The following is a 2,554-nucleotide window of genomic DNA, read 5'->3' as shown; positions in this document are numbered from 1 at the left end:
CCGCGCTGGACCTGGGGTGCGCGGTCGCGCACCTCTGGCGCGGATCCCCGGTGAGCGCATACCCCCGCCGGGGGTGAGCTTCGTGGAGATCAGCCGTCGCGCGCGGACGCGAAGGTCGCCGAGATTGCGCAGCAGCGATTCGAGATGGGCGGCGCATCGGTGAATGTCGCCGATGATGTCATAACCTTCCACGGCTCAATTGTCGCTGCCGGGTATGACAACTTTGCTCGCGACGGGCAAGCACCGCGGCCAGACACGCAAAGGCGGCGATATCCCTGTGCGAGGTGATTGACACGCTGGAACGGCGGATCAGCTGGCGTCAACGGGCTTCGCGATAGTTACAACGAGCGCGTTCGTGGCGCGAATTAATTCCAGAGGCGCTACTTCGATTTCTACGCCGAGCGCGCCGGCTCCGACCAGGACAGACTCGTAGTTCAAAAGTTCGCGGGCTACCACGACGGAGATCGCGGAATCCAGCCCGAACGGCGATACACCGTGTCGCTGATATCCGGTGATCTCCTCCAGCTCTTGAGGACTGGCAATCTCCAACCGTCCTGCATCGAGCGCTTGAGCGGCTTGCTTGAAGTCGATGCGCTGATCCATCGGGCCAACCAGTACGGCGCACGAAGCTTTCGATTGCGCGCGGCAGAAGACGGATTTCGTTACCCGCGCCAGCGGATAGCCCAGCGCGTCAGAAAATACGTGGGTGTACGGATCTCGGTTGGGAAGTCCCGGTGATATCGAACTGCGCATGAGATGTTGAGCGAGTCTATGTGACGCTGAACCCGAGGATTGATTGTCGTCAAAGAGTCGCTCACTGCGTACCGGCAAGGGCTGAATCGTCGGACGTTGTTGTCCCGTAAAGACATTGGGCCGAACGATCAGGCTCGAATCGCGCGGCGTAAGCAGCTATCCACTTCTGGTTCTCGCAGAGGAACGGGTAGTCGGTGACCACCATGTGTCGCACGGCGAGCATCGCGAACGGTCCGTCGAGCGCCCTGAAGTCCGGGTTGCGTAACCCGCCCTGCGGATGGCCAGGGTAGAACTGGCCGACCATCAGCCCGCGTTCCACGAACATGGTCTTGCATTCGTCCTGGACGGCGTCGATCTGGCCAAACTCTGTCACGTCGGGGAAGACTACAACGACAGCTTTGTAGATCGATTCTGAGCCGCCCGCCGGAGGAAGTACCGGGAAAGCCGTTGCAATTTCGTCGAGCAGGCCGACCATCATGTCGTGCTCGAGGTTGTTCCCGCGCATGAATGCCACCTGCAGCAGCTTCTTCTTCATCGCGGCGCCGATGTAGGGACAGACGGCACCCGTGCGCCCGAGGTCAGGGTGCGACTTGCCCAGCCAGTTCTCGGCCCACTGCCTGACCGCCTCGAACTCCCACTCCGAGGCTTCCTGAGGCGCCGGATCGGCGAGCGACGACAGCGTCACCGAGAGGCCGCGGTTAACCTGACGCTGTTTTTTCACACCGGCCTCCCTGAACCAATGCGCTCGGGTGCCTCAGGAAGATACGAAGCGCTGGCGTGGAGCCGCGGAAGTCCGGGTGCCGATTCCCTTGCCTTGACTAGTGATTCGAGCATGATCCCAGCGAGCGTCTCCGCTACGGGCAGCTGAAGCAGGCCGGTGTGGTCGCAGGCAAGACGATGGCCGGCCACCGGGCCTGCGTGGAACCCGTCCCAGCCCAATAGATCTTCCTCGGTGACCGCCGAGAAGTCCTCACTCACGAACAGATCCATCGGCACCTGATGTCCGGGCTGCCGATAGCGACACGCGATCTCGGCACTCCCGCGATAGTCGAATTCGCGCACTGGCCATGGTGTACACCTCCGAAGCACCCGAATCGCGACTTCGGCGTACTTGGCCCACCGCTTACGTGCGGGCTGTTGGCGTATTGAGCGAAGCCGCGATCGCACCCTCTGCCGGTCGCGTTCCAGTTCATGCATCGGCGGCGCCACCGCATCAATGACGCCAAACCAGTCGATTTGCTGGCCGGCACGGACAGCCTGACGGGCGACTTCATAGGCCACCAGCCCGCCGATCGAGTAGCCGACCAGCGCAACCGGACCATCCGGCTGCCGCTCCCGGATCAACGAAAGGATCTGTCTGGCATGATCTTCGATGGTCATCGTTCGGTCGAACCGCCCGTCCGGCTGTTCGAGGACCAGCGCGTGCACCGGCTGCGTGGAACCCCACTGCGCCGTGAAGTGTCTCACGCTCATCCCCGACGCAGAATCGGCGAAGATGAAATGCAGCGGTCGGTCGGATGCGACTCCGTCGGTCTTGCTGTGGTTTTCCGTGCTCAGTAACTCCGCAAGCTTGGCAATGATCCTGCCGCTGTCGATGAACGACGCGAGCGAAAGCTCGACACCAAATATCTGCTCAACTTCGGAAATCAGCCGGGCCGCCAACAACGAATGACCGCCCAGGTCAAAGAAATCGGCGTTGACGTCGTCCACGGGCGTGCCCAGAAGGTCAGACCACAACGTGGCGACGCGCATTTCCGTGTCGGTCCGGGGAGGCTGGGCGTCGACGCGGCCTGGTCTCGGC

General features: G+C 62.2%; 4 protein-coding genes. All 4 read right to left on the bottom strand.

Annotated elements, in window-relative coordinates; all coding sequences use genetic code 11:
* A partial coding sequence (locus tag AC2VOU_RS12680; protein ID WP_486957697.1) for a hypothetical protein occupies positions 1-192 on the bottom strand: 192 nt, incomplete at its 3' end.
* 117 nt (positions 193-309) lie between these two features.
* Positions 310-753, bottom strand: a complete 444-nt coding sequence (locus AC2VOU_RS12675) for an aminoacyl-tRNA deacylase (RefSeq protein WP_486957696.1) — start codon at positions 751-753, stop codon at positions 310-312.
* 61 nt (positions 754-814) lie between these two features.
* Complete coding sequence (locus AC2VOU_RS12670; protein WP_486957695.1) at positions 815-1,474, bottom strand: DUF6875 domain-containing protein; 660 nt, start codon at positions 1,472-1,474, stop codon at positions 815-817.
* Positions 1,471-2,554, bottom strand: a 1,084-nt coding sequence (locus tag AC2VOU_RS12665; RefSeq protein ID WP_486957694.1) for a thioesterase domain-containing protein, incomplete at its 5' end; no start/stop codon positions are given. The genes AC2VOU_RS12670 and AC2VOU_RS12665, both read right to left, overlap by 4 nt.

The organism is Mycobacterium sp. TH-M25, from assembly GCF_057473665.1.
This window is presented reverse-complemented; position numbering and strand designations above follow the sequence as displayed.

Coding starts and splice junctions, on each gene's coding strand:
- AC2VOU_RS12675 (WP_486957696.1), bottom strand. CDS start 753: ATGCGCAGTTCGATATCACCGGGACTTCCCAACCGAGATCCGTACACC.